This is a genomic window from Entomomonas sp. E7T21 (assembly GCF_058693955.1).
This window is the reverse complement of sequence record NZ_CP191672.1, coordinates 1457450-1479457: the sequence shown is the minus strand read 5'-3', so window position 1 is coordinate 1479457 and position 22008 is coordinate 1457450. Positions and strand designations below refer to the sequence as shown.

At 35.2% G+C, this 22008-nt stretch carries 18 protein-coding genes; 5 read left to right on the top strand and 13 right to left on the bottom strand.

Translation table 11 applies throughout. The features are described from left to right. Window positions 1–127: 127 nt before the first annotated feature. The 3 genes from aceB to aceK all read left to right on the top strand — a co-directional run bounded on the left by aceB (window position 128) and on the right by aceK (window position 4859). The gene (aceB, locus tag ACQVD9_RS07075; protein WP_264745354.1) at window positions 128–1696 is read left to right on the top strand and encodes a malate synthase A; all 1569 of its coding nucleotides are present in this window, start codon (window positions 128–130) and stop codon (window positions 1694–1696) included. 49 nt (window positions 1697–1745) lie between these two features. Beyond that, on the top strand, window positions 1746–3053 hold the full coding sequence (aceA, locus tag ACQVD9_RS07070) for an isocitrate lyase (RefSeq protein ID WP_264745353.1): 1308 nt from the start codon (window positions 1746–1748) through the stop codon (window positions 3051–3053). Between the two features lie 90 nt (window positions 3054–3143). Beyond that, entirely contained in the window at window positions 3144–4859 is a 1716-nt protein-coding gene (gene aceK, locus ACQVD9_RS07065; protein ID WP_264745352.1) for a bifunctional isocitrate dehydrogenase kinase/phosphatase, read from the top strand. Window positions 4860–5023: 164 nt separating this feature from the next. Here the strand turns inward: aceK and ACQVD9_RS07060 are convergent, their stop codons facing one another. The 13 genes from ACQVD9_RS07060 to mfd form a co-directional block, all read right to left on the bottom strand. Continuing rightward, the gene (locus ACQVD9_RS07060) at window positions 5024–5905 is read right to left on the bottom strand and encodes a DNA adenine methylase (RefSeq protein WP_264745351.1); all 882 of its coding nucleotides are present in this window, start codon (window positions 5903–5905) and stop codon (window positions 5024–5026) included. 445 nt (window positions 5906–6350) lie between these two features. Then, window positions 6351–7484: a PilT/PilU family type 4a pilus ATPase gene (locus ACQVD9_RS07055; protein ID WP_264745350.1), complete on the bottom strand. Its 1134-nt coding sequence runs from the start codon at window positions 7482–7484 to the stop codon at window positions 6351–6353. Window positions 7485–7713: 229 nt separating this feature from the next. Next, complete coding sequence (locus ACQVD9_RS07050) at window positions 7714–8163, bottom strand: CZB domain-containing protein (protein WP_264745349.1); 450 nt, start codon at window positions 8161–8163, stop codon at window positions 7714–7716. A 156-nt stretch (window positions 8164–8319) separates the two neighbouring features. Continuing rightward, window positions 8320–8682 carry a hypothetical protein gene (locus tag ACQVD9_RS07045; protein ID WP_264745348.1) on the bottom strand — a complete coding sequence of 121 codons (363 nt, stop codon included), beginning with the start codon at window positions 8680–8682 and terminating at the stop codon, window positions 8320–8322. 26 nt (window positions 8683–8708) lie between these two features. Beyond that, complete coding sequence (locus ACQVD9_RS07040; protein WP_264745347.1) at window positions 8709–9137, bottom strand: roadblock/LC7 domain-containing protein; 429 nt, start codon at window positions 9135–9137, stop codon at window positions 8709–8711. Between the two features lie 31 nt (window positions 9138–9168). Then, window positions 9169–9690 carry a GTP-binding protein gene (locus ACQVD9_RS07035; RefSeq protein ID WP_264745346.1) on the bottom strand — a complete coding sequence of 174 codons (522 nt, stop codon included), beginning with the start codon at window positions 9688–9690 and terminating at the stop codon, window positions 9169–9171. Window positions 9691–9698: 8 nt separating this feature from the next. Next, entirely contained in the window at window positions 9699–10367 is a 669-nt protein-coding gene (locus ACQVD9_RS07030; RefSeq protein ID WP_264745345.1) for a hypothetical protein, read from the bottom strand. 523 nt (window positions 10368–10890) lie between these two features. After that, the gene (locus ACQVD9_RS07025) at window positions 10891–12336 is read right to left on the bottom strand and encodes a hypothetical protein (protein ID WP_264745344.1); all 1446 of its coding nucleotides are present in this window, start codon (window positions 12334–12336) and stop codon (window positions 10891–10893) included. A 252-nt stretch (window positions 12337–12588) separates the two neighbouring features. Continuing rightward, complete coding sequence (locus ACQVD9_RS07020) at window positions 12589–12948, bottom strand: hypothetical protein (protein WP_264745343.1); 360 nt, start codon at window positions 12946–12948, stop codon at window positions 12589–12591. Window positions 12949–12991: 43 nt separating this feature from the next. After that, on the bottom strand, window positions 12992–13402 hold the full coding sequence (locus tag ACQVD9_RS07015; RefSeq protein ID WP_264745342.1) for a roadblock/LC7 domain-containing protein: 411 nt from the start codon (window positions 13400–13402) through the stop codon (window positions 12992–12994). 41 nt (window positions 13403–13443) lie between these two features. Further along, window positions 13444–13968 carry a GTP-binding protein gene (locus ACQVD9_RS07010; protein WP_264745341.1) on the bottom strand — a complete coding sequence of 175 codons (525 nt, stop codon included), beginning with the start codon at window positions 13966–13968 and terminating at the stop codon, window positions 13444–13446. Continuing rightward, window positions 13968–14606, bottom strand: a complete 639-nt coding sequence (locus ACQVD9_RS07005) for a hypothetical protein (protein WP_264745340.1) — start codon at window positions 14604–14606, stop codon at window positions 13968–13970. The genes ACQVD9_RS07010 and ACQVD9_RS07005 overlap by 1 nt, the downstream gene beginning before the upstream one ends. 338 nt (window positions 14607–14944) lie before the next feature. Beyond that, entirely contained in the window at window positions 14945–18400 is a 3456-nt protein-coding gene (gene mfd / locus ACQVD9_RS07000) for a transcription-repair coupling factor (protein WP_264745339.1), read from the bottom strand. A gap of 336 nt (window positions 18401–18736) precedes the next feature. Between mfd and ACQVD9_RS06995 the strand changes: the two genes are divergently transcribed. Together ACQVD9_RS06995 and ACQVD9_RS06990 are read left to right on the top strand one after the other, a co-directional pair. Then, window positions 18737–19198 carry a hypothetical protein gene (locus tag ACQVD9_RS06995; RefSeq protein WP_264745338.1) on the top strand — a complete coding sequence of 154 codons (462 nt, stop codon included), beginning with the start codon at window positions 18737–18739 and terminating at the stop codon, window positions 19196–19198. 272 nt (window positions 19199–19470) lie between these two features. Next, a complete protein-coding gene (locus tag ACQVD9_RS06990) occupies window positions 19471–22008 on the top strand; it encodes a type VI secretion system Vgr family protein (protein ID WP_492089229.1) in 2538 nt (845 codons plus the stop codon).

The window sequence follows — 22008 nt, the reverse complement described above, 5'->3', positions numbered from 1 at the left end:
ACACCACCAATTATTAATTTTTAGTATAGTTTAAATACCATTTATAAATTATCTTTTGCTTGCTGTCAATAGCCCATCCCTCTTAGCATACCCCCAACAACAATATAAAGTCTGGATGGAGATTGTCATGCCTATTAAAATAACTGAATCAATAAGCAATGAAGCACAACAAATAATTACTCCCAAAGCGCTTGAATTATTAGAGCAATTAGAAAGTCGTTTTGGTGCAAGACGTAGAGCATTAATGGCCGATCGCCAACAAAGACAAACGGTATTAGATCAAGGTGGCAGTTTAGATTTTTTAGCTGAAACTAAACATATTCGTGAAGGTGATTGGCAAGGTGCTTCTATTCCTGCTGACATTCAAGACAGACGGGTAGAAATCACTGGCCCTGTTGATCGTAAGATGATGATTAATGCCCTTAACTCGGGTGCTAAAGTATTTATGGCGGACTTAGAAGACGCCCATAGCCCTACTTGGCAAGCCACCATTGATGGGCAAATTAATTTACGTGATGCCATTAATGATGAGTTAACCTATCAAAGCCCTGAAGGTAAAAACTATCAAGTTAACCCAGAACATGCCATTTTAATGGTGCGTGTGCGCGGTTTACATATGGAAGAGAAACATGCGTTATTAAATGAGCAACGGGTAAGTGGTTGCTTGTTTGATTTAGCCGTGTTCTTAACCAATAATGCACAAAATGCCTTACAACGTAATAAAGGGTTGTATTTCTATATTCCTAAAACTGAACATTATTTAGAGGCGCGTTTATGGGCTGAGATATTTAGTTTTGCGGAAGAGTTTTTGGCTATTCCTCATGGCACTATACGTTGCACACTATTAATTGAAACCATTCCAGCGGCTTTCCAAATGGAAGAAATTCTATTTGAATTAAAAGACTATATCGTTGGTTTAAATGCAGGCCGTTGGGATTATATCTTTAACTTTATCAAACGCTTTAGAAATCATGCGGATAAAGTATTACCTGAGCGTGCGCAAGTAACCATGACCACTCACTTTTTAAGAAGTTACTCAAAACTATTAATTGAGGTATGTCACAAGCGTGGTGTGCATGCAATGGGTGGTATGGCAGCACAAATTCCTATTAAAAATGATCCTGAAGGTAATGCGCAAGCAGAAGAAAAGGTACGTAATGATAAATTACGTGAAGTACAAGATGGTCATGATGGTACATGGGTTGCTCACCCTGCTTTAGTACCCATTGCTAAGAAAGTATTTGATGAATATATGCCAACCGCTAATCAAATTACTAAACAGCAACCTACACTGAATATTACTGCACAGGACTTACTCTCTATCCCAGAGGGTACTATTACTGCCGAAGGTATTAGTATCAATGTAAGTGCAGCTATGCGTTACATTAAAGCATGGCTACAAGGAAGTGGGGCAGTTCCTATCTTTAATCTAATGGAAGATGCGGCTACTGCGGAAATTTCACGGGCACAATTATGGCAATGGATTCGTGTGGCTGGCTTAACCAGTACTGATGGTGAAGCTATTACTTTACAACGTGTTCAACAATTAATTGATAAAGAAGCAGCCTACTTAAAAGAAAATACAGCTACCAATGAACATCAAAGTATTGAACAAGCAGCAACAATTATTCGTCAGTTAGTAGCCAATGATAGCTTTGAAGAATTTTTAACAACCCCAGCCTATGAGCTGATTTAACTTAAACCACAAACCTGTAGTACAACAATAATGAGTTGAGGAAATAACAATGATCAAACAACAAGTTGAAGCCTTAAAAAAAGACTGGGCAGAAAATCCAAGATGGAAAAATATTACTCGCCCTTATAGTGCTGAAGATGTAGTAAGACTGAGAGGCAGTGTACAAGTTGAATATACGCTCGCTAAAAAAGGCGCTGAAAAATTATGGGGCTTATTAAATGGTGGAGCTAAAAAAGGTTATGTTAACTCCTTAGGTGCATTAACAGGTGGCCAAGCTTTACAGCAAGCGAAAGCAGGTATTGAGGCAATTTATTTATCAGGCTGGCAGGTAGCGGCTGATGCTAATACTTCAGAAACGATGTACCCTGACCAATCTTTATATGCCTACGATTCTGTACCACAAATTGTACGTCGCATGAACAATACTTTTAAACGTGCTGATGAAATTCAATGGAAAGCGATTTGTGATGGCAAACTGGCAGAAGATAAAGCAATTGATTATTTCTTACCTATCGTAGCTGATGCCGAAGCTGGTTTTGGTGGTGTACTCAATGCCTTTGAGTTAATGAAGAATATGATTGCTAATGGTGCTGCAGGTGTTCACTTTGAAGACCAATTATCAGCAGTTAAAAAATGTGGTCATATGGGCGGTAAGGTAATTGTACCTACTCAAGAAGCAATTCAAAAATTAGTTTCTGCCCGTTTAGCGGCAGACGTAATGGGTGTACCTACTATTGTTCTAGCACGTACGGATGCTAATGCGGCTGATCTATTAACTTCTGATGCAGATCCATACGATCAACCCTTTATTGTAGGTCAACGTACGCCAGAAGGTTTCTATAAAACACGTGCGGGTATCGATCAAGCAATTGCACGTGGCTTAGCCTATGCACCTTATGCTGATTTATTATGGTGTGAAACAGCTACACCTAATTTAGATGAAGCTAGAAAGTTTGCTGAAGCTATTCGTGCTAAGTTCCCAGATAAACTATTGGCTTATAACTGCTCACCTTCTTTCAACTGGAAGAAGAATTTGGATGATGCTACTATTGCTAAATTCCAGCAAGAAATTGCGGACATGGGTTACCAATATCAATTTATTACCTTAGCTGGTATTCATAATATGTGGTACAACATGTTTGATCTAGCGTATCATTATGCTAGAGGCGAAGGTATGAAACACTATGTAGAACGCGTACAAGAGCTTGAATTTGCTGCTCAAGAACGTGGCTATACTTTCGCAGCCCATCAACAAGAAGTGGGCGCAGGTTATTTTGATGATGTGACAACAGTTATTCAAGGTGGTGAATCTTCTGTAACAGCATTAACGGGCTCTACTGAAGAACATCAGTTTTAACCCAAATACTACACCCAACTAGAGTGGGTTGGGTGTAGTATACTAATAAGAGCCTAACTCAGTAGGCGTAATAACAATAACAGGAAGGCTATGGAACTTACCGCACAAGCATTAGCTGATTTAATTCTAGCTGGCTTTAATCGCCATTTTAGAATTTTTACAGTTTATAATAAAAAAGCGGCACGTTATTTTGCAAAATCTTTATTTCAAGAAGCCTATCAAGCCTCTATTGAGCAAATCGATTTATACGACACACGCGTACAAGAGTGTCTTGATACTATTCGCGCTACTTTTAAAATTGATGTGTTAGATGAAGAACTATGGCAAGCCGTTAAAATAGCTTATATGCATAAGCTTTATAATCACTTGCAACCTGAGCTAGCAGAGAGTTTTTATAATTCTGTATTCTGCCAATTATTTAATCGCCATTATTATAATAATGATTATATTTTTTTTAACGCAGCTATTCATACCAAAGATATTCAAACGCGCTACCCTGATTATCGTAGCTATTACCCTACTGAAAATGATTTCACTAAAGAAGTTGAAAAATTATTAACAGAAATCCCTATTAAATTATCTTATGAAGATTTAGCTAGGGATACTGCACGGGTTGCGGCTGCTATTACGGAATATCAAAAACAATTTTCTAGTCTTAACAACTTTTTTCAAATTAATATCCTAACCCCTGTGTTCTATCGCAATAAGGGGGCTTACTGTATTGGTAGAATGGTTAATAACAATAAAATCTACCCTTTTGTTATCTCGTTGTTAACCCGTAATGACAGACTTTATGTAGATGCTTTTTTAGATGATGAATATGATATTTCTAATATCTTTAGTTTTGCACGGGTTTATTTTAAAGTAGATTTTCCTGTACCTTCTGCATTAGTGCGTTTCTTAAGAACACTACTCCCCAATAAAACCATTGCTGATTTATACACAGCGCTTGGTTTTCATAAGCAAGGTAAAAATGAATTCTATCGTGCCTTTATTTATCATTTACGTCATTCCACTGATAATTTTATTATTGCCCCTGGTATTGAGGGCATGGTGATGAATGTATTTACACTACCCTCTTATCCTTATGTATTTAAGCTGATAAAAGACCCTAGCCATATTAAAAAAGATATTCAACCTAAAGTGGTTAAAGACTGTTATCAATTGGTAAAACGTAAGGATCGGGTAGGTCGTATGGCTGACGTTTGGGAATTTTCCCATGTAGCCTTTCCATTAAATCGTTTTTCGGAACAATGTTTAACACAGTTACAGCAAACCTGCACTGATAGCCTAAGTATCGAAGGTGATTATTTAATTATTAAACACCTTTACATTGAAAGGCGGATGATCCCCCTTAATATCTATATCAACCAAGTAGATGATAAAGAACAACAACGTATTCTTAAAGAATATGGTCATGCTATTAAAGACATAGCTAATGCAGGTTTGTTTGCAGGTGATTTATTAATCAAAAACTTTGGGGTGACTAATCATGGTCGGGTAGTATTTTATGACTATGATGAAATTGTTCCTATGGAGCAATGTAACTTTAGAAAAATCCCTAAACCACAAACAGAAGAACAAGAAATGGCTTCTGAGCCTTGGTACACAGTTGGAGAAAATGATATTTTTCCAGAGGAATTTGAGTTTTATTTAATTACTGATCCCACCCAAAAACAATACTTTAAAAACAGTCATGGTGATTTACTTCAAGCCAGCTATTGGCAACACGTACAGCAAAACCTTAATAAAGGTGTACTGCCAGATGTATTTCCTTATAACTTGGAAAAACGTTTTACATTATAGCTTTACCACACCCTAACTAAAGCAATTATTTTAATAAATATACTCACAGAAAAATAATGATGAGAAATATTTTTGGCTAAATTATAAGGTTATACTTTGAGTCTCTCTCTTGTTGGCTTGGCGTTATTTATTAATATAGATGCAACTGGCCATTCCCTTTTCATTTATAATCGCTTATTAATTCGTTTTACTATTTTATTTTTTCTTAAACACATTGGTAAAGAAATATTATCACTCACAACTAATAACTCTGTCCCCTTTCTTTTTTCTGCAGCTGTATAACCTAAATAAAAATTATAGCGTTTATTACAACTATACAAATTTTTTATATCCTGTTCATTATCTGAAGTTAAAATCCACGGATAATCAAAATCCATTAGAAATTTAGCTAAGTACTGGTGTTCCTTTAAGGTATAAAAGTTTTCATACAGTAATTTCCCTTTCTTATAGTAAGGAGGATCAATACAAAATAAACCTTGTTTATTTGCTATATCTTTCTCGATAGTCTGAACAAAATCAATAGCATCTAAATTATAGATATGTATCTTTTCTCGATACTGCGCTACTTTAAGGATACGTTTAATAAGATTCGTCTTATTAAAACGACAATCTATCTTGTATTCACTTTCTTGCTGATAGCCACCAATAGGGCCACCTTTTAGAATACCAGAACGATTTGTCCTATTTAAAAAGAAAGAAGAAAAACCTAATACCAAAGAATCTACCTTAGCTTTACTTTGTTGAATTTCTTTTTGTCTATACCATTCATCCATCGTTACTTCAACAGACTGTATTCTATTAATAAAATTCTCTGTATCATTTAATATGGAATACCAAAATGCCCATATTGAGCGGTCTAGATCATTTAAAAAGACTTCATTAACATGACCTTCAAACAATAATGACAAAGCAAGCCCTGCACCACCAGCATAAGGCTCAATATAATATCCATTATTCAAATTATTATGATAAAGAATGGCATTAACCATCTCCATAATAGATGATTTACCACCGGGGTATCTTAGGGGGGAGTCTGTAACCGGCATAATCTATTTCTTTATGAAAACAGAGAAAAAGTAAGTTATCTTAGAACGTTTAATTATAAAAAGTTCAAATATTACTTATTTCCAATTCTTCTTTCGCCTTCAAATATATATCCTTCTATTAAAAAAAGGATTAAAGTAGCCTTATAGAAGCTTTACAAATCAAGCACTAAAGCTATTCACTTTAAATCCTTATAAAGTTTGATTCTATAAATTAGTTTTTCCATCAGAAAAAAAGTTATTAGTATATAACTAATAATTATAACTACATCTTTGATATATAAGAAACCAATCACAATTTTTAAGATTTTATACAGCTTTATTTTAATCAATTTACAGTAATATTATAAATCATTTGCTCTCAAACAACCATTTAAAAAATTGTCTGAAAGCAATAAAAAACCACACTGTTAAAAAAAATTACTTAAAAAAGCCAATTATTGGCTTTTTATCCATAATGTTCTTCTTCATAATCTTCAAGTTGCATACCAACCAATTGTTTTGTGCCAGCAATATTTTGTTCTGACTTTAACTTAATCATTAACCTCAAATCATTGGCCGAATCGGCACAAGCCAATGCAGACTCATAGCTAATTAGTCCTCGCTCAAATAAATCAAACAGTGACTGATCAAATGTTTGCATACCCAACTCAACTGAACGAGACATAATACCTTTAAGCTCTGTTACTTGCCCAGTACGAATCATATCTGAAACAATAGGTGTATTAAGTAATACTTCTATAGCCGCATGTCTGCCCTTTTCTTCTTTATCTGCAACTAATTGTTGTGCAACAATGGCTCGTAGATTTAAAGAAAGGTCTAACATAACTTGTGCATGACGTTCCGTTGCAAAGAAACTAATAATTCTATCCAATGCCTGATTAGCATTATTAGCATGGAGTGTAGCCAAACAGAGATGCCCTGTTTCAGCAAATGCTAATGCATATTCCATTGTTTGCCGCGTACGCACCTCACCGATCATAATAACGTCGGGAGCCTGCCGAAGCGTGTTTTTTAATGCTACTTCAAATGACTCAGTATCTAGCCCCACCTCACGTTGAGTAACAATACAATTTTTATTAGCAAATAAGTACTCCACAGGATCTTCAATAGAAATAATATGCCCTGTTGAGTGAGTATTACGATAATCCACCATAGCTGCTAAAGAAGTTGACTTACCTGCACCTGTTGCCCCCACAAACAGTACTAGGCCACGTTTAACCATAGCCAACTCTTTAACAACTTTAGGTAACTGCAAATTATCAATACTAGGTATATCCGTAACAATGCGCCTTAATACCATACCCACCATACTTCTTTGTATATAAGCACTTACACGAAATCGCCCTACATTTGGATAGCTCACTGCAAAATTACATTCTTGTGTTGCAGCAAATTCTTTTTGTAAACGCTCTGTCATGATTGAGCGCACAAGTTTTTTTAATACATCATTTGTTAATTTGTTTACAGGTAATGGCATTAATCTCCCATCAACCTTTATAGTAGGTGGAATTCCAACGGTTAAAAACATATCAGACGCTTTTTTATCCACCATAAACTTTAATAATTTCTCAACTTCCATTATAAAACCTACACATAAATTCAAAGACAAAGAAACACCAACTGCCCCTCAGGCCAGTTTTATAAAAGGGGATTTTGTAGATTTACGGATAACAATTAATTATTATTAATAGTATTTATGCCCTTATATTATTTCCTCACTAAATAAGCCTCTACCAACTCAGGCCTTTAAAAGATGCTTATCTCACCCAACATCACCCTTAACTCATTCTAGGCAAGATAAGCAGATATCATGCAGCTCCTTTTTCTTGTGCTGCTTTTAATAGTTTTATAAAACTTAAGCCAATCTCTTGAGATAAATCCAGCAATGGCCCCTTAGCTGTTGCCATAGCATTTACCAGACTACCTTCTTTATGTAATTTAACAGCCTTACCAGCACACATATGAAACTCTGCATGTTTTTGTTTTAATAACTCATACTCAGGCATGCCTTCGTACTTTTTTCCTAAACTATAAATCCATTGCCCAACATTACAAAGATTATCTGCTGTTACTTTAGTGAATTCGTAGTCTCCCACTCTACGCTCGAGTACTGCAACAAACCAATTTTCACGCCAGTCAATATGAGACTTAATAGCATCACCAATATAAAGTCCATTTAACATCATCTTATCTTTTGGTACAGTTAAAGGCTCATCCTTTCCTTTAATCAACCCCTCTAGCCAAGCTTCTAAGCTCATATTTTCCCTCCAATGAACTATTTACTTGCTCTAATATTTTTAAAATATAAATTTAAGTCCATAACAAAATTTGTAAATAAAGTAATCATATTTTTCAATATGATTACTTCTCTTATATTTGAAAACTAAATAAGAAGTGTATACTGCTTAAAACTATTAAAACTGAAGACCAGTCTCTATGTCGTGTAAGCTTCTACGAGCTAAGGCAAGATTAGATTTACTTTTATCTAACACAAAATAAAGGAAGATGTCTGGCTTTGAATGCATTGGACGAATAATGTGATATTGCTTACCTAAAGTAATTAACATATCTTCAATATAATCATCTAGCTTTAATGAGCGCATGGTTTTTAATTTAGCTCTTACTACCTCAGTATTACCTGCACAAGCTAATTCAATATCTAAACCAGCGCCAGCTTGCCCTAATACCATACCACTCTCAGAATCTACTAACGCAGCAACTAATGCTCCATCTGTTGTTAATAAACTCTCTAATGATTGTTTAATATTAGACGCCATTTTTTCCTCCAAACTTATATTAATAACTAAATGATGCGATCAATTATAGAAGCATTACCCTGTAAAATATCCACAACAGATTTAGCGCTATGAATAACTCTACCCAGTATTGCTTTTTTTGAGGCAACAATATTGAGGATCATTGGAAATGCTTCATGGCAAATATCCATTATAAGGACATAGCCATTATCACTTTCAATAATCATACTATGGTACTTTGTTCCTGTATTTGTTTCTTCAACCGACAAATTACCAATAGCAGACAAAGAACTAGCCATTGCCGCTAGCTTCGATGATTCAACTTGCTCAGTAGAATGAATAGCTACAGAAAAACCATCTTCTGTAGTTACCAAAGCAGTCTCTATTCCATTGTCTGCTTCTACTAGCTCTTTCAACAATTTATCAGCAGATACCTTTAATACTTTAGGTATTTCTGCTACTTTTTCTTTACTCATTTAACACCATCCACTACATCTTTTTTTGAATCTACGCATATAACTGTGTTAGCAATAGCTCTAAAACAAATAAAACATCTTGTTTCTCACGCACATCTGCAGGTACAACAGGGCATATCACCCCCTGAGATGCTAGATAACGAGCAAATTCATTAACTCTTGCTACATTATTCTTATTAGTTTTGCTAATACATACCACACAAGCCGTTTCTTCAATTAATTGGCTAAAATTCTCTAAATAAATAGATAAATCTTTAAAAGGATCTTTTCTTGTGTCATCCACTAAAATAATTAATCCTAAAGCTCCTTTAGATAACACCTTCCACATAAAAGAAAAACGCTCTTGCCCAGGTGTACCATAAATTCTCAGCCGCTCTTCTGCACTTAAGGAAACCTCACCATAATCAAAAGCAACCGTTGTTTTTTCTTTATCTACAGAATTATCAGTATTCATTACATCTGTAGACATGGGTTCAATTTCACTTACTGATGCAATAGCAGTAGTCTTACCAGCTCCCATCGACCCAGTAATAATTATTTTATGCTCTATCATTAATTACACTAATTCCAAAAAAGTCCTAAACGATTACGAATTTTATCTAACAAACCTCTTTTACTTGAAACATCAGCAGCATTTACATGCTCATTATTTTGAGTAACAGAACTATTAATAGATATATATTCGGCACACCCAGCATTCACAACTAAATCCACAAAGCAACGACATATTTCTTCGGATTTTCTGGAGATACTAACCAGCTCCTCAACTCCCATAGGACGTTTACTTAATAATGCAGATAAAATAGGATAAGCTGTATTTTTTGCAATAATTTCTGCTGTTGGCCATTGCAAAAGCTTTAACTTTTTAGAATTATTTGAAATAACATTATTATTTTTAATTGACTGATTAGAAAGTTGTGTTAAAACATCTTCAACAGTTTTTAATTTATCTATCAAACTTGTTGCTTTTAATGGTGTTTCAACATAAATAATATGGTAATTATCATTACAGAAGTCATTATTAAATGATAGAACAACTTTAATATTATTTGGAATAACCTGCAGGGCATCACTATCTGTATCTTTTCCAACAACGAGTAAATTGCTATCTATTCCATCACTACTCACCCATTTTGCATTTCCTCTACTGTTATAAAGCACAATAATAGACTGCAAAAAGATATGATCTCTATTACTTAAAGATAATGTTGAATAATATACTGTTTTCATTTCAGTTTAAAACTGGCCTAAAAACCAACTCTCCCTGCAGAACAAAGTTAGCAAGCTTTTAGGCCATTCCCCCCCCCGAGGTAATTAAAACTATAATTAAGCTTAAACTTTTAAATAGAAAATATGTAACATGCTTGAAAGAATTTAATAATCCTTAGCTTATTCTCTGAACTTTCTGTTGAAACTTTCCCATCAAAAGAAAACTTCTACCCTCTTTAAGTTTTGAAAAAGAATAACAAATAAAATCGCTCTTGGCCAGAATATTTTAATTTTTTTAACTTTCAATAAAATCAATTAGTTACATTCAAAAAGCACTCTTTTCCAGCCCTAAAAAAACAAACTTTTTAATCACTAACTTTTTGATATATATATATTTAATTTGTAAAATTAGCTTAATTTTATTTAAAAACTAATTATTTTTTATTTTTCTTTAATTATTTTCATGATGCTCTTTTTTATTAATATATTAATAAAAAACCAAACAATTTTTACTTGGCTTTTTTATTGCTAAAATCAGTTAATTTTATTTATTAAACTGAATATAAACACTTGCCCTTATACCATCTCGTTCTGTATCTATCTCTTTACTTATCCACTCTGATGAAAGGATTTGTTTTGTAGCCTCCCATTTAAATGGTTGCTGGCTATAGGGATTGTTAGCTTTATCGCCTAAGTTAGTTAAAAATACAGGGACTTGTTGTTTAGTAATAGCTGCTTGTTTAATTTTTAGCTTGGCATTAATTAACCAGAGGTAGTTATTAAGGTCGTAAAAACGATGTAAGTAGGGTGTAAATTCGTCTTCCTCTAAACTTAAACCTGCTAGTAAATTAGTGGCTCCATACTTTTTATAAAGTTGCTCTATACTAAGGGTTGTTTTTGGAAAGCTTTTATCAGTTTGATATTGTTGTGCTGCATCTGGTAGGGTTAGATTAGCTTTATAAATAATTTTTTGCATCTGTTGATAAACTAAGTTCATTGTTACGTTTTTATCTATTTTTAGGGGGTAGCCTAACTTTCTAGCTTGCTCTAAATATTGTTTGGATTGTTTATAAAAGCCTATTTTATACATGTCATCGATAGTTTGTTGGAGACTTCGCTCGTTAGTAAAATAATAAAACAATAATACAAACTGCTGCTCTTTTTTAACAATATCAGCAAAGCTTTGTTGTTGTTTATCGGATAAAGGTTGGAGTAACTTAATAAGTTGCGGATCATCTAAATAAGAGGCTACTTGTGGGCTATCTAATAACGCTTGTAAGGTATGATAACTGATTGATAGTTGCCTTACTGCAATCATTCCTCCAATAAGATAATCACCACCTAATAATTTATCTTTAGCAAAATCAATTTCTTGTTGGATAATAGTTAAACCTTGTTTAACTCGTCCCTCATTTATCTCAAAAACTGCCTGCGCTAAGTTTAATTGGGACGCAAACAGTATATAGTGATAAGGTGCTAATGGCATTTCAACAACACTACTATAAGCCTGAAAATTAGGTAGTTTTATTAAGTTTTGATAACGTGCTAATAGTATTTTATTTTTTTCTATTAATTGAATTAACCGTTCTTTATCTTTTAGCACTTCTTCAACACAATATTGTTTGGCTAGTGATGCACAAGGAAATTGATATTTACCCAGCAAAAAATGTAACTCATAGTTTTTACCAAAATAATTTTCAGGCGTATCAAACTGTTCAAGTAAGCTATTATCATTATTTTTTACTGCTTGTTGTAATAAGCGGTTGTTATTAAGAATTACCCGTTTAGCAACAGTAAAAAGGTTTTCACTTTTTGGCCCATTAATGCTGAGTAATGATACATAGCCATTTTGCTCCATTGCTTTTTCATCAATATCTGACACTACTAATAGTTGCTTTACTTCTGGCAATAAAGATATCTTACTTGTCTCTTGTGCAATGACAGGTGTGATAATAAATAGTCCTGCCATTAGTATTTTTCTTATCTGCATAGATAAGCTCCCTTTTTGACTATAACCTAATTTATTAACTATTTTTTATTAGATAGGTAGTTATATCATAAAGTATATAACTAAGATAATTATGAAACTTATTTTTGATCAAAAAATTCTTGGCTTTTTATTCTTTTATTTAATCGATAGGGGCTAAATACAATAAGAAATGAAGAAGATAAGGAGCCAAATAAGAACAAGCTTGATCTAAAAATATAGATCAAGCTTGTAATACGTTGTCAGCTAGTTAGATTAGAACTGTATTTTAGCACTAACATCAACTAAACTTCTACGGGCCAATGCAAGATTTGATTTAGCTCTATCTAATACAATGTATAAGAAAATATCTGGTTTATTTTCTAATGGACGAATAATATGATATTGCTTACCTAAAGTGATTAGAATATCTTCGATAAAGTCATTAAGTTGTAATGATTTCATGGTTTTAAGTTTTGCACGAACTACTTCTGTATTACCCGCACAAGCTAATTCAATATCAACACCTGAACCAGCATTACCTAGCATCATACCGCTTGAAGAATCTACCAATGCAGCACACATTGCACCATCAATACTTAATAAACTATCTAAAGACTCTTGAATGTTAGACATTTGTTTCTCCTATTAATAAATTAAAAAAAATTACACTCTGCTTTTAACTAAATTTTTTGTTAAAAGCATCTACTACACCCCTGGCATGATAAAGCAACTGCCCTAAAACAGTATTTTTTGAAGCTACAATATTAAGAATCATTGGAAATTTATCACAAGCCACATCCATAATTACGATATAACCACGGTCGCTTTCAATAATAAGACTCTGATAATGTGTGCCCAAATTAGACTCAGAAACTGACATATTACTAATAGCTGACATTGAGCTTGCCATTGCTGCTAATTTTGACGAATCAACTTCACCAACTGATTCTACTGCAACTTCAAATCCATCCTCAGTTGTTAAAATAGCACTTTCAATACCACAATCTGTTTGCATCAATTGGTTTAAGATTTTGGCAGAAATCATTTGAACTACTTTTGGAATAACGACTTGTTGATTTTCACTCATTTACCATTACTCATAAATTAATTATTACTTGGATTTATCAATTACACATATAATTGAGTAAACAATAAATCCAATACCATAAGTACATCTTCTTTTTCACGTATATCGACGGCCACAACAGGACAAACTAATCCTCTCTGCCCTATAAAAGAAGCAAACTCATTAACACGAGATGTATTGCTTTTATCAATTTTTGTAAGACAAATCACACAGCTTTTTTCACTGATTAATTGCTTAAAATTTTCTAAATAAATACACAAATCACTAAACGGATCTGGTCGTGTATTATCAACAAGAATGATTAGTCCCAAAGCGCCTTTTGCTAAAACTTTCCACATAAAAGAAAATCTTTCTTGCCCTGGTGTCCCATAAACTCTAAGCCGTTCACCTTCTGCTATAGTCACCTGACCATAATCAAATGCTACGGTTGTCTTTTCTTTGTCAACAGTCGCATCTGTATTAGTCACATCTGTAGAAACAGGTGTAATTTCACTGACAGCCGCAATTGCTGTTGTTTTGCCAGCGCCTACTGTGCCTGTAATAAGTATCTTATGTTCGATCATCATTATTTCAATAATCCTAAACCAGCTCGAATTCTGTCTAAAAATCCTCTTTTAGGCGCATCGCTAGTCTTTGGTTGTTCAAGTTTTTGCATTGCATCTTCAGCAAGATAGGCAGCATCTCCGCTATCAAGCACTTGCGCAATAAAGGAATAACAAATATCTTCTGGTTTTCTAGAAATATCAGCTAGCTCTTGTAATGTCATTGCGCGCTTGCTTAATAGTGCTGACAGAATTGGATAAACATTATTAGTAGCAAGCACTTCGGCTCTAGGCCACTGCAATAAAACTACCCTGTTGCTCGGCATTTCTTGAGCTTTATAATCACCATTATCTAGCCCTTTTAACGCACTTTCTGCTTGACTGATCTTATCAATAAGTTCTGTTGCTTTGATTGGGCTAGCAATATAGAAAATCTTGCAGTTCTTTCTTTGAATATCAATATTAAATGATAGAGCTACCTCTACATGCTCAGGTATAGCTAATACCTGCTCCTTCGTAGCCTCTTTACCAATTATTAATATATCGTATTGGGTGTCATCTTGAGTCCATGATGCATTACCTCTTGTATTGTACATAACAAGAATAGAATGCAAAAATATTCGCTCACGACTTGTCAGAGATAATGTTGAATAACGTACCATTTCTATTTCCAAACTTAAAAATCAAACCAAATAACTAGCGCTAGTTACAAAACCTTAAACTATCCTTAGTAGGTGGTGATACTCCTATTGTTACTAGCTAATTAGGGAAAATTAAGCTCTCTATGAAACAATACCTTACAACATCACTTTCCATTTCTAAAAACTACAGATTGTTTAATAGCTAATTTCCAAGGTAAAAATTAGGTATGGAAATATAGTAAAGAACTAAAAACATAAAATTTATGTTTTTATGACTTAAGTCATAGTTATTAAACAAACGGCATGATAAGCAATTTAATACAAAATGTAAATACCATATGGTAATAGATATTTTTTATTTACTTTTCATTATCTTGCATTTTTAGCTTTTCTAACAACGTTTCAATAGTAGTAAAACGTTCTTCTGCTTTCTCCATAGGTATTTGGAATTTAAAGGTAGTACCACCTTCAAATTTATAGCGATTAGGTTGGCTTTGGATCAGTTTAATCAGTGTTAATGGATCAACACTGGTATTAGCTGAAAACTCTACTTTACCACCTTGGGGACCTGCATCTATTTTAGTAATGCCTAGTTGTTCTGCCTCTATTTTTAGGCGTGTTTGTCTAATAAGATTTTTTAGTGGTTCAGGTAGTAAACCAAAACGGTCTATCATTTCCACTTGCAACTCTTTTAGTTCATCTTCACTGGCTGCTGATGCAATACGCTTATAAAGAATTAAACGATTATGCACATCAGGTAAGTAATCCTCTGGAATTAACGCAGGTAGCCGTAGGTTAATATCAATACCTGTACCCAGTGGTTGTTCTAGGCTTGGCTCTTCTCCTTTTTGAATCGCTTTAACAGCACGCTCTAACATATCCATATAGAGTGAGAAGCCCACCGCTTGGATTTGACCACTTTGTCCCTCACCTAACAGCTCACCCGCACCACGTATTTCCATATCGTGAGTGGCCAACACAAAACCTGCACCTAAGTCTTGAGCATTAGCAATAGCTTCTAGGCGCTTTTGTGCATCATCCGTCATGCTCTTTTTAGAAGGTGTTAGTAAGTAGGCATAAGCTTGGTGATGGCTACGCCCTACTCGACCACGCAGTTGGTGAAGTTGTGCTAAACCAAATTTATCTGCTCGCTCAATAACAATAGTATTAGCACTAGGTACATCGATACCTGTTTCAATAATAGTAGAAGCAACTAGCACATTAAAACGTTTATGGTAGAAGTCTGCCATTACTTGTTCTAATTCGCGCTCACGCATTTGGCCATGCCCTATTCCTATTCTAGCTTCAGGTACTAACTCCGCTAAATCAGCTGCACATTTTTCAATGGTTTTAACATCATTATGTAAATAATAAACCTGTCCACCACGTAATAACTCACGTAGTAAGGCTTCTTTAATTACAGCATTTTGCTGTTCCATCACAAAAGTACGCACAGATAAACGACGCGCAGGTGGTGTTGCAATAATGGATAAATCACGCATACCCGACATAGCCATATTTAAGGTACGGGGGATAGGTGTTGCGGTCATGGTAAGTACATCAACTTCACTACGTAATGCTTTGAGACGTTCTTTTTGACGTACCCCAAAGCGATGTTCCTCATCAATCACCACTAAACCAAGATTTTTAAATTTAACATCTTCTTGTAATAGTTTATGCGTTCCTATCACAATATCTATTCTGCCTTCAGCCAATTCCTCTACCGCTTTATTGATTTCTTTGGTAGATTTAAAACGACTTAATACTTCAACTTTAACAGGCCAGTCAGCAAAGCGGTCACGAAAACTATTATAGTGTTGTTGTGCTAGCAAGGTAGTAGGCACTAATACCGCCACTTGCTTACCACTTTGCACAGCAATAAAAGCAGCACGAATAGCCACTTCTGTTTTACCAAAACCAACATCGCCACAAATTAAGCGATCCATTGGTTTACCTGCTGTCATATCTTCTACAACAGCATCAATAGCTGTTTGTTGATCCACTGTTTCTTCAAAGGGGAAGCCAGCCACAAAAGCAGCATAATCTGTTTCAGGTTTGGTAAAAGCAAAACCTTTACGAGCAGCACGACGGGCATAAATATCTAATAGTTCAGCCGCTACATCTCGTACTTGTTCAGCGGCTTTACGACGTGCTTTTTGCCATTGCTCTGAACCTAAGCGATGTAGTGGTGCTAATTCATCATCTGCCCCTGTATAGCGAGCAATCAAATGTAAGTTTGCAACAGGTACGTAAAGTTTTGCACCCTCTGCATATTCAAGCATTAAAAATTCTTGTGGTTGCTCTTCTACTTCTAAGGTAACTAATCCTTGATAACGACCTACCCCATGGTCAATATGAACAACAGGTGCACCTTCCCTTAATTCAGTGAGGTTCTTAACAATATTTTCATTGGTTACTTCACCGCGTTTTTGACGGCGGCGACGCTGCATAATTTTTTGCCCAAATAATGGCGCTTCAGCAATTAAAGCAATTGCTGGTTTTGCTAACACTAACCCCTCATCAAGATTAGCAATCGTAATAGCTATTGGCTCAGAACTGTCAACAAAAGCTTGCCAACTTGGTACTTCTGTTGGGCGGATTTTTAACCGTGCCAATAGTTCTAATACAACTTCACGACGACCTGCTGTTTCTGCTGTAAATAATAGTCGGCCATCAAATTGTTCAATAAACTGGCGTAACTTACCAAGTGGTTCAGTAGCACGTGACTCAACGGCTAAATCTGGTAGTGGTTCAACAGCAAAGTTTTGTTTATTATTACCTTGTTCTACTGTAGTTGCTTGTACCACAATTCTAGGCCATTTCTTTAATTGCCCAAAACATTCGTCAACCGCTAAAAATAATTGCTTAGGCTCTAGAATAGGTCTTTCAATATCGTAGCGACGATCTTCATAGCGGTTTTTGACATCACGCCAAAAATGTTCACTGGCCTCCTCTACCTTAGGTAAGGAGAACACTTGAGTATCATCAGGTAAATAATCAAATAAGGTAGCCGTTTGTTCAAAAAACAAGGGGGCATAGTATTCAATGCCTGAAGGCGTAATACCTGTTGCTAAATCTTGGTAAATAGGACAGCGACGATAGTCCACATCAAACTGATCTTTAAAACGTTGTCTAAACTCTTTGATCGCTTGCTTATCTAACGGAAACTCATGGGCTGGTAGCAGGTCAATACTATCTACTTTATCAATAGAGCGTTGTGTTTCAGGGTCAAAGGTACGTAATGTTTCTATTTCATCATCAAATAAATCAATACGATAAGGCACATTACTGCCCATCGGAAATAAATCAAATAAAGCACCACGTACAGCAAACTCACCATGTTCATACACTGTATCAACACAGCGATAACCTGCATTTTCTAGGCGACTGCGCATTTCCTCAACATTTATTTTATCGCCTATTTTCACCACTAAGCCACTGCCTAATATGAATGAAACAGGGGCAATGCGTTGTAATACGGTGGTGATGGGTACAACTAAAATACCTTGCTTAACACTAGGTAGCCGATAAAGTGTTGCAATACGTTGTGAAATAATATCTTGATGTGGTGAGAACACATCATAAGGTAGGGTTTCCCAATCAGGAAAGTTAAGAATTGTAAGTGTTGGAGCAAAAAACTTTAATTCACGGGTCAGTCGATCTGCTGTTAAACTATCAGGAGTTAATAATAAGGTGAAATGTTGGTTGGTTAAAGCAGTTTCTGCAACTGCTAAACTGAGTGAAGCACCCACCAATCCACCCCACTCAACTTTACTTGAGTTCTTTGATAGCTTTGGAAGAGATAGTACGGACACGAAACAAAGACTCCAAGACTGACTGAGAAATTGGGCATTATACACTAAGAAATTTCTTATTTATTATACAAAATTACTCTAGTAATCTACTTATAAACACTTTTCTTATTATTTATATTTATAAAACTATCCATTTAAATAGACACCGATTGTATACCCTAATATCCATAGCTCTATTTCCCCCAAAATCTATCTTTCATTGATCTGACTATTAATCACTATCCTAGCCATTGGTTGTAGAGCGCTAACTATCACTAGCTTGTTATAATGAAGCAAAGTAACATAATAATTTTAACCATAGCACTTACTTTAGATAATCCCCTAAGAGGTAATAAAATGGATAATGATGCACAAAAAATGTTTAACCAATATAAAGACCTATTCAGTCAATTTGAAAAAAACATGAAACCTTATCAGGACATGTTTGGCCAGTTTGAAAAGAATATGAAACCCTATAAAGATATGTTTAGCCAATTTGAGAAAAACATGAAGCCTTACCAAGACATGTTTAATCAATTTGAAAAGAACATGAAACCCTATAAAGATATGTTCAGCCAATTTGAAAAAAACATGCAAGGCTATCAACAAATGTTTAAACAATTTGAACAAAACATGAAGCTATACAATCAAGTTGATGACGCTTCAAAACCTTATCAAGAAATGTATAGCCAATTTGAAGCATGCATGAAACCTTATCAGGATATGTATAAAAAATTCCAAGAACATATGCAATCTTGCACAGAAATGTTTACACAAATGACTGATTCTGCTGTTAAACCAAGCAAAACTAAAAAATAATCACTACCTGCTAGCCTAAGCTGTATTGTTAAAAATAATCACAGCTTAAGCTTAATCTTTAAGTCACTTATACAATACCCAACTATTTTTTTATAAGGTAATAAATATACTTACATTATTACAGTCATATTTAACCTAGTATTGATTTAAGTACAGTAAATTAAATTGCAAGGTTAGAAAAGTGACGGTATCATTACATAACTAATTCAAGTTATCAGGTACATAATTTACCTTAGGATAGAATAAGTTACTAAGGATGAAGCGAGGTATTTATGTTTGATGCGGCTAATACTACACATTTTAGCTTAGAAGTACAGGGACTGGACAGTCATTCAAAACTACAAGTTCTTTCATTTGAAGGATTAGAGGCAATCAGTAGTGACTATGCGTTCGAAGTCACATTAATTTGTAACCATATCCGTTTTGATATTACTCAACTTTTAAGCAAACCTGCTTTTTTGTCGTTTTCGCCAGATAAAAGATCAGGTATACACGGAGTTATACAAAACGTTAAACGGGGGGCTGTTAGTAAAGAATATACGACTTTTAAAATTATTTTAACGTCAACATTAACGCATTTAAAAAAGCGAACTAATCAACGTGTTTTTCGTAATAAAACAGTACCAGAAATTATTCAGACGGTTCTATTAGATCATGGTCTAAGTCAGGGGTATCATTTTGAGTTTAAACTTAAAGAAACCTACCCTATTCTTGAGTACTGCACCCAGTACGACCAAAGCGATTACGCCTTTATTAACCACCTTGCTGAGTCTGAAGGTATCTTCTACTACTTCACCCATACACCTGAAAAACACACATTAGTCTTTGCAGATGCCAATCCTTTCTTCACCTCTTTAGAAGAAGCTATAAAATATGTAAGTGATACTGGATTTGTAGCAGATGAACGGGTTATTAAACGCTTTGATATTGGTCTATCTAGCCATACCACTGAAGCTAGCTTTAGAAACTATAACTTTACTAATATGAAAATTCCTGAGGGCTATGCGCAAGGAATACAAAGTCAAAAAGCAAACAATGCCATAGAACCAAAATTAGAAAGTTATGACTATCCAAGTCGTCATTGGGATCAAGCCAGAGCAGATCATCTAGCTCAAGTAGAAATAGAACGGCTACGTGCTACCCATGTATTAGCAGAGGCCGATAGCGATGTGGTTGGTTTACATGCAGGGCTTTATATTACAGTCACTAACCACCCCTTATTAGATGCAGAAAAGCCTTGGCTAATTAATCAAATTAGACATGCAGGTAAACAACCTGCTGTATTAGAAGCATTTGGTGGGGAACACTCTGCCAATAGCACTTCTTCTGCTAGCCAGCTTTATAAATACTTTACCTACCCCATAACCGAAGAACTGCAATTTCCTTCAGAAAATTTCTCACAAGGTTATCGCAATGTGATGGTACTTACTCCACAAGAAGTACCCTACCGCCCTGCTAAACTACACCCAAAACCTAAAGTGTTAGGCGCACAAACAGCCATTGTTACAGGCGCGGCTGGTGAAGAAATTTACTGCGATGAATATGGCCGAGTAAAAATTCAATGTCATTGGGATAGAGAAGGCAACTATGATGAAAACTCTAGCCATTGGGTAAGGGTTAGAAGCAACTGGGCACATGATGGCTATGGTGCAGTAACTATTCCTAGAGTGGGCATGGAAGTGCTTATTGAATATGAAGAAGGCGACCCCGATTTTCCTATGGTAGTGGGTGCATTACATAATGGTGTTAATAAACTCCCCTATGATCTACCTGCTAATAAAACCAGAAGTGTTTTTAAAACTTCAAGCTCCAAAGGGGGTGTCGGTTCTAACGAATTTAGAATTGAAGATAAAGCAGGTTCAGAACAAATCTTTGTACAAGCACAAAAAGATTTTGATCAGCTTACCAAAAATAACCACACCACCGAAGTAAGAAATAATAGCCACTTACAAGTTCAGAATGAACACAGTGAAACCATTGTAAATAACCGATATACCAAAAACTCTGCTGAGGAACACCACCTAACAGCATTAGATCGTAAAACACAAATAATGATGAATGACTATAAAGAAGTCGCTCTATCAGAACATACCACTGTAGGTACTGTATTAACCACAGAAGCAGGCATGGAAATCCATCTAAAAGCAGGTATGCAATGTGTGATAGATGGTGGTTTATCCCTTACCTTAAAAGCAGGTGGACAACATATCGTGCTTAATCCAGCAGGGATATGGATGACCATGCCCGTATGGACAGGCGGTGTACCGATGGAAGGTACGCCTGCCGTACCTGTACCACCACTACATAAATACAAAGGCGTGGCAAGTGTTGCCTCGCCCCCTGTTACCTTAAAACCAACCGAGAGTTTTACCTATAACCTAAAATACCAACTGGCTGATGATGTAACAGGTAAGCCTTATATTAATAGTAAATATATAGCCATTCTACCTGACAATAAAACCGTTAGAGGTGTTACCGATACAGAGGGTTATACAGAAACCTTCCATACTAATGAGCCTGAAAAAATTATTGTCCATCTTTGGGAAGATGAGGAAACTATTCAACCAATGATGGGTTCTGGCGTAGCAACTACAGCCAATAGAAATACCGATCATAGTTTGCGTTATCTATTAACCGATGATAACAACAAACCTTATGTCTACACTAAATATGTGATGACCCTACCCAATAACCAGACCATCACCGATATTACAGACGGCCAAGGCTATACTCAACCAGTCTATAGCTACGCGCCTGAAGACGTCGGTGTTCATCTATTTAATGTTAATCAAACATTGGATATAGGGTAG